The 7,754-nt window shown below is 53.6% G+C and carries 4 protein-coding genes; 1 reads left to right on the top strand and 3 read right to left on the bottom strand.

Annotation, left to right across the window (positions count from 1 at the left end; genetic code table 11):
- Window positions 1–56 precede the first annotated feature (56 nt).
- The gene (locus ACEW8P_RS00150) at window positions 57–1,361 is read right to left on the bottom strand and encodes a dihydroorotase family protein (protein ID WP_373511085.1); all 1,305 of its coding nucleotides are present in this window, start codon (window positions 1,359–1,361) and stop codon (window positions 57–59) included.
- A gap of 66 nt (window positions 1,362–1,427) precedes the next feature.
- A complete protein-coding gene (gcvH, locus tag ACEW8P_RS00145; protein ID WP_373511084.1) occupies window positions 1,428–1,808 on the bottom strand; it encodes a glycine cleavage system protein GcvH in 381 nt (126 codons plus the stop codon).
- 236 nt (window positions 1,809–2,044) lie between these two features.
- Between gcvH and ACEW8P_RS00140 the strand changes: the two genes are divergently transcribed.
- Window positions 2,045–2,968, top strand: coding sequence for an MBL fold metallo-hydrolase (locus ACEW8P_RS00140; RefSeq protein ID WP_373511083.1), 924 nt, complete (start codon window positions 2,045–2,047; stop codon window positions 2,966–2,968).
- Between the two features lie 45 nt (window positions 2,969–3,013).
- Here the strand turns inward: ACEW8P_RS00140 and sprA are convergent.
- Window positions 3,014–7,754, bottom strand: a 4,741-nt coding sequence (gene sprA, locus ACEW8P_RS00135; RefSeq protein ID WP_373511082.1) for a cell surface protein SprA, incomplete at its 5' end; no start/stop codon positions are given.

The raw sequence follows: 7,754 nt of genomic DNA, 5'->3' as shown, positions 1-7,754 counted from the left end.
CGTCTTTCAACAAATAAACAGTTCCACATCAATTACACAGTTCAACGATTCAACAGTTAAACAAAAACACCTCCATTCACTACTCCCACTACCCTCCCCCGCAATTCTTGACCTAAAAAAGGAGAGTTTTTCGATTTGGAGAAGGGTTTGTCAAACGTCCAGGTTTCTTCGGGAGCAAAGATAGTCAGGTTGGCGGGTTGATCTTCGGCAATGGTTGCAGCAGGCAGGCGTAGAATTTTTCGGGGACAGGTAGTTAGCTTTTCAACAATATCTTCCAGGGGAAGGTCGCTGTGCATCTGAGCAAGCGAGAAGGTCGTTTCCAACGCGGTGATACCAAAAGCGGCCTGGTCGAACTCGACGTTTTTGCTCTCCTCATCGTGCGGGCTATGGTCCGATACGAGGCAGTCGATAGTTCCGTCGGCCAAACCCTCGCGCAGGGCGGCAATATCACTCGGGGCGCGGAATGGCGGATTTACTTTCAAGTTTGTATCGAAATCCATCAGCGCAGTGTCGTCATACACCAGTTGGTGGGCAGCCACATCACAACTCACGGGCAAACCCTGCGATTTGGCCTCGCGGATCAGGGCCACGGCGCGGGCGGTGGACAGCAGCGACACGTGGAGTTGAGGAAGCTGCTTTTGCGCGGAATCATCCTCGTCGCCTTGCGGCTGCGGGCCAACTTTCTCGGTAGCGTAGGCCAGTAGTTTCAGGTCACGGCTCAGCATCATTTCTTCAGCCAGGGCGGGCATTCCTTTGAGTCCCAGCAGGGTACTTGTGATGCCCTCATTCATTTGTCCAAACAGCGTCAACTGCTGATCCTCGGGGCGATTGATGAGCAATGCGTTCAGCGGACGCAGGTACAGCAGCGCTTTGAGCAGAATATCCGCATTCTGAATGGGTATTTCACCATCAGTAAATGCCACAGCTCCGGCGTGGTGCAGATCGATCATTTCTGTAAAATCCACGCCCTCGGCCTTATGCGTAACGGCGGCGGCAACGTGGACGCGCACAGGATGGTTAAGTCGCGGCTGCCGCACGTAGTTGAGCGTATCCTTGGCGTCCACGACGGGCTTTGAATTGGGTAGCAATACTATTTCAGTGAAGCCACCCCGTGCAGCCGCGCGGCGCACCGAATCGAGGTCTTCCTCGTGTTCGTAGCCAGGGTCACGCGAGGCTACGCGCATATCCACCCAGCCCGGCGACACGCACCAGCCTTTTCCCTCCCGGACTTCCGCATCCTCTGTCTCTAACCCTTCGCCGATACTGGCGATTCGGCCATCTTGCAAAAGTAAATCTCGGACCTGCCCGTTTAGAGGCGAGCCTTTGTCCACGATTTTTACCGAGCGTAGGAGTATGTTCATTCAGTCTTCTTACGGATTTTCATAAAAAAAGCTCCTCTCGGAGCTTCCAATCAATGAATCAGGCGGCTAGGCGCCCACGAACGTTTTGTATTCTTCCGCCGACATCAAAGCGTCCAGCTCACCAGGGTCGGAGACCTTCATCTTGATAACCCAGCCATCACCGTAGGGATCGTTGTTTACGGCTTCGGGAGTATTATCCAGCGCAGAATTGACTTCCAGCACCTCACCAGCCACTGGCAGAAAAAGGTCAGAAACCGTCTTAACAGCCTCTACCGAGCCAAAAACTTCGCTCTTACTCAACGATTCGCCCACGGTAGTCACGTCGATGTAAACAATGTCGCCCAGTTCGTTTTGCGCGTGGTCAGTGATACCGACGGTGGCCGTGTCGCCTTCCAGGCGTACCCATTCGTGATCTTCGGTGTATTTGAGTTCTTCGGGGAAAAGCATTTATTTAGTTGAAAGTTGAAAGTTGAGAGTTGAGAGTTGAGAGTGCCTTTGATTCCAACATCAGTTCAGTAATCAAGGCACTCCGAGTAGCCGCTCAATCCTCGTTGAAATTATTTTTACAAAGAACATAAGGTAGGGGGGAATTTCCAAATGGATTTTTTGAGCTTGGCAAATCGCTGGACGTTGCCGCAAATTTGAAAACCAATGCGGCCTTGTTTGGTTATCTTGCAAAATCTTTGTCAACCAACCTATTTAGCTTCATGCAGCGTCGTCATTTTCTTCAAGCCTCCGCCCTGACGGGCGTTTCTCTGTTTGCCTCTAAAGATCTTTTGGCTCAACTACTGGCCGAGGACCCCTACAAAATGCGTGACCTGCGCGGCGGGGTGGGTGTCTTCACCGAGAAAGGCGGCACCATCGCCTATTTGATTACCAAAGAAGGTATCGCTGTGGTGGACACGCAATTCCCGGAGCAGTCGGAACACCTGATCGCCGCGTTGCGCAAAATCAACGATGAGCGGCCCATTTCCTACCTCATCAACACCCACCACCACGGTGACCATTCGAGCGGTAATATCGCCTTCAAAGGCATTGCCGCAAAAGTAGTGGCTCACGCCAACTCGGCCCAAAACCAGCGGAATGTGGCTGAAAAACAAAACAATGTGGATAAGCAGCTTTTCCCCGACACGACCTTCGCCGACACCTGGAAGCAGAAAATCGGCCAGGAAAGTATCAAGATGCACTACTTCGGCGCGGGCCACACCAATGGCGACAGCATCGTGCATTTTGAGAACGCCAACATTGCCCACATGGGCGATTTGTTGTTTAACGGACGCTATCCGTTCGTGGACGCTTCGGCTGGAGCCAGCGTGAAAAGTTGGATCAAAGTTCTCGACAAAGCCCAGAAAACCTTTGATGAGAAAACCCTTTTCGTCTTCGGCCACGCCTTCGATCCCGAGAAAATCACGGGTGGCCAGGAAGAAATCAAGCTCTTCCAAGATTTTTTGGAAAAGACGGTAGTTTACGTCGAGAAAGAAGTAAAGGCCGGAAAATCAAAAGAGGAAATCCTGAAAATCACTAGTATTCCCGGCGTCACCTACATGCAGGGAACAGGTTTGGAACGTAGTTTGGGGCCAGTATATGACGAAGTAGCGGCAGGGTGATGGCGGATCAAAGCACTCTCAACTGTCAACTGTCAACTAAACCAACTACTCCGCCAAATTAAACTTCACCTGCACGCCGCCCGCCGTAGTGGAGCGGTAGAACGAGTTGGTTACCAGCGGATCGTTGAAGGTCCGGTCGAAGTAGAATTGCACGTTCAGGCGGTTGTTGACCTGGTAGGCTAGGGTTGGCCGGAGTTGGAAGTTGATGTTTCCGGCCACGGGGATAGTTTGCCCGTCGAATTTACGCTGAATGGAGCGCGTGTCGCGAAAGGTCATGCTGAAATTGAAGATCAGGTCGTTTTTCAGCTTTTTCTTCACCCCATTTATTTTGAATGGAATCGATACGTTGTTCTTGGTGAAGCCAATGGCGATTGTCAGATCCTGATTGAATAGTTCGGCTACCTGCGAGTTAGCCAGATTCAGGGCAATCGTCCGGTCGCGGTTATAGTCCACCCGGCCCGTGATGCGGCTTTGCGTTCGGAAATTTACCCCGATCAGCGGTGAGAATTTCTCTTGCATCGTTACGGTACTCATGACAAATACCGGGACGTACTGCCCCAGGTAGTTGTTGCGGCCCGAAAGCGGGTAACCCGTCACGGCCAAATTGACGTACAGTGCCTCGTATCCCAGCGAGGAAGTAAAGTTGCCGACGCTATAATTGGAAATATAATTGTGCGTGAGCGTGAACGAGCTAAACAGTTTCTTGAAGGGCTTTACCTGCGCCAGACCATTGTAGTCAATGCGCCAGTTAGGCATTGGAAAGCCCAGGAAGGGCGAAATGCGCACCGTGTTTGGGTCTTTGCCCGTGTAGGCCGCAAAGAAGGCCGGAATCAGCACATCCTGCGAATTCTCGTTGTACTCTCCATCACTCTTATTCTCCTCATTCAAGCGGTCTTTCAGGACGGTTCGGTAGTCGCGAAATTGATCAAAGACGGGCGATTCGTTGTCGCGCTGCACCTTGGCAAAGGCCGTACGGAACGACAGGAACGACATACTAAACTGCCCGTTACGCACCGGACTTTGACTCACGTACGAACCACCGGGCGCGTCGGGACGGTAGAATTCCTGGTAGGCATCCTGCCGCGTCAGACGGCCTTCGATCTGCATTCTGAAATCCTTGAACGGCTCCAGGGTCGTTCTGAAATTAAAATTTTTCTGTACCGTCTGCTGGAACGGCTGGTTCTGTACGGTACTGGGCGTAATCCAGCCTTTGTTGGCGGCTTCCACGTGGATGTTCCTATCCTGATTGCCCAGCACGAAGGGTAAGCCCGGTGCGTTGGCGTCAGACAGCCCAAAGTAACTCGGCGTGGGCAGGAAGCCCGGCAGAGCGGTAGTTTCCAGCACTGTATAGCTGACATTGATGCCCCGCACCGTCATTAACACGCGGGCGATATTCTTCAAAGCCTTGCTCGGCGGAGCGGGTAGATCCTCGATATCACCCGGACTGCGGGCAAAGTTTTTCCGTTCCTGCGAAGGCGAGTTGGCAAAACGGAGGTACTTGAGTTTGTTGTAAAGGGCCACGAAATCTACCCGGCCCGTTATACCACGCTCGCGGCTGTTACGCACGATATTGCCAAACGGAATGCCCAAAGAATCTACCAGCCCCAAAGCATTCGCCTGGAAATTGTAGGCAATCGTGTGGTTATAATCGGCCGTCATCCAGTCAGTGAGGGGTAGTTTGTCCAGCGGCAAGCGATAGGTGAGCCTGATGCGTTGATCGAAATTCTTGATACGACCCAGCTTCTTAAAATTATCCCACAACGAGTCCTGCTTTATCTCGGTATTGATATCGCCCTGCGGCTCGTCGATGATGGCGTTGGCGACGGTGTTGTATTGTAGCACCACGTTGCGCGTCAGGTTCCAGTTGAGATCGTAGTAGCGGTTGAACCAGAAGTACTTTTCGTAAAAAGGCTGCATCCCAGCCGTGGTCAGGTCGGAGTTCCTGAGTTGGGTTTTGGTAAAACTCCGATCCACATCGGCCCGTACCGACACCTGCGTAGGCAGCAATGTGAGGTTAAAATCTTTAATAAAATTCAGGTAGCGGCTTTCCGTCTCCCACTTGCGGAACGGCTCGAACGCCTTGGGCTGGGCCGAAAAGGTATAAGCTACGCCGCCCCGGTACATACGTTGCGAATATTCTTCGGTCAGAATATTGGTACGCAGCATATCGCTGTACGCATAGGTAAACGCCAGGTTCTCAAAATCGTAGAAATGGCTTTTCGCACCCTCCTTCGTCTTGGTTTTCCTGACGTTGGAAAGGTTGATACCCCGCCGCACGGTATTGTCCTCTACCAAATTTCGGAATCGGTTGCGGGCTTCCGGCCCGTCAAGGTTGTCCAGCGAGGTAGTCAGGGGCGTGTCGGGGTCGAGCGGGTTGAAGTGCGGCACGATGCGCCGCTTATCGTAGTTGACGTAGAGCGGAATGCTGAAACCCCATTGCTGCGGCAACAACTTGTCTACCTGGATATTGGACGAAATCCCAAACTCGCTGGTGGTGGCGCGGGCGCGCTCGCCGATGCGCTGCTGTACGCTGCCAAAGCCGAAGGTTTCGATGCGTCCCGAAGCCGTCACGGTGGCGAAATCGGCTAGTTTGGCGTTAAGTTGCGCTACGGCGGCTTCGCCGGAAGTTTGGTCGAAGCCCTCGACGTGGAGTTCGTTCACCCACAAACAGAAACTCTTATTCTGCTCATCCGCCGATTTCGGATTGCGCATCCCGATCATCATGACCCGCACCGCACTCAGGTCGGGATTACCCACGACTGTAATTCGGTAAGGGCGTCCCGTCAGTTGGTCGATGATGTTGATCGAGTACGGAACGCTCCGCGCGCCATCGGAGCGGTTGCGCTGCGCCTTGGCGTCGATCAAGTCCGCAAAGGCTATGTTCAGTTCGTTTTGCTCCGGCCACACAGCCTCCGCCGCACTCACATTCTCGGGCGTGACCTGCAAATCACCAATTTCAATCTCGTAGTAGTTCTGGGTCAGGTCAGTACCAAGGCGAAAAAAAGCTCCCGTTTGACCGCTTTGGTTGTCGTCGTTGTGCATGTGGATGTACATCCGCAGCCGCTTGCGAAACTGCATGTCGATGTTCACATTCTTATACACCGCCCGTGAATCGCCGTCGCGCAGGTCGGTCACGCACAGGCTCATCGACTGCTCGTTAAGCTGGAAATTTTGGGTAGGCTGCGTGATGTCACGGTCGCGTTTCCAGCCCGGCGGCACGGCGTACACGTATTTCTTGTCGGAATTATTCGCTTGGCTGTTTTCCTCGATGCTGACCGTTCCCACCGTGAAGCGGGCGTCGTACGGCTCAGGTACCTCCTGCAAGCCGGGCGCGTCCAGGTCGGAAAGGTACTTACGGTACTGCTGGCCCACCATCTGCAACTGCGCAAAGCGCAGCACCACGGGCTGCGGGAAGTCGGTCAGGTACATCCGCACGAAACGAATGGATTTGAAACCGTTGATTTGTCCGACTTTGCGCGTAAATTCTTTGACCGGCATTCGGAACAAGTACCAATTTACGCCTCTCGCCACAGTTTTGTCCACAATGTACCCTTGCCCAATGTCGAGGCGATTAGGTTTTAGATCAATTTCGTATTCGTAGTAGGCTTCGTTGTCGTTGATCGTGTTGTCCACGTTCAAGTCCTCGGAGTCGGGCAGGTTGGTAGAGGCAGGCGTGACGGTAGCGTTGCTGTTGTTGGCAGTATTTTCGGGCGAGTTGCCTTCCATGCCCAAAAATTCCTTATAGCGTTCCAGGATTTTTGCATTGGCGAGATCCAACTCTTCACCCAAGTAAAACTGGAAGTCATCGCCTGATGGATCAGCCAGAATGCGGTCGCGGGCTTCCTGCGTGAGTGTAGCGGGCAGGCGGTCAAGAAAACGCTCTTTGAAATACGCTCGCTCCTGCTGGCTATTCAAGCCATCGAGACCGACGTCCTGTTTCTCGCGAGCTCCCGGTTCGTTGCTGAACGCATTGATGATGAACTGCTCCTTCGTCACGCGGCCCCAGGCGGTGCTGTCCACGTTGATGCCCGGCCTTGGCTCGACGGGCAGGCCATTCTCAAAATTGAAGCGACCGTCGGGGATAACGTCCTCCGAAACGTCGCCCAAGTTGAAGACCAACTTACCGCCCGTCGTGTTATTCTGGTTTTCCACCCCATCGCGCACCACGCCATTTTCGCCCCCAATGAAGGGGTCCATGAGCCAAAACTCGATATTCTCGATGTTGGCATTGTCAAAGTCGATGTCCGACGTGACCGCCCGGCTGATAGCGCCAAAGTTGCGTCGCGGATTCTTCAAGCGCCCGTCGTTGTCCAGGTCGGGGTTGTAGTTGTACATCCCGCGCTCGCTGGGGTAGTAAGCGATGTCGAGAATATTCTGCGGCAAGTTCAGCGGCGGCACCGACCGACCGGGGAAGAGCTCCTGCGGCGTGAATAGGCTCACGTAAAAGTTCTGCACATCGGCGTCGGTGATGTTGGGGGGACGCAAGTTGAAGCCCAAACCAGTGTACTGAAAAAGGTTGTCCACCGAATAGACCGCCATCTTAGCCCGGCGGAAACCGAATTCCAGCGGATTGTCGGGCGATCCCTGCGGGAACTGCTGCGGTGTGGAACCCAGCCGCCAGCGTGTCGGCTGACGCGTGAGGTCATATATGGTGCGGGCAGCCTCGAAGTCGTCCACCAGCGAGCGGTCGTTAACCAGTGGCGACACACCCGGAAATATCTTGGCGACTTCGCCCTTAAATTGAATGCTGGACGGCTCCTTAGTTTGGAGCAGGGGTAATTTGTCC

The organism is Persicitalea sp., from assembly GCF_041751555.1.
Lineage (GTDB): Bacteria > Bacteroidota > Bacteroidia > Cytophagales > Spirosomataceae > Persicitalea.
The sequence above is the reverse complement of the archived record's forward strand: the minus strand, read 5'-3'. Positions and strand labels throughout refer to the sequence as shown.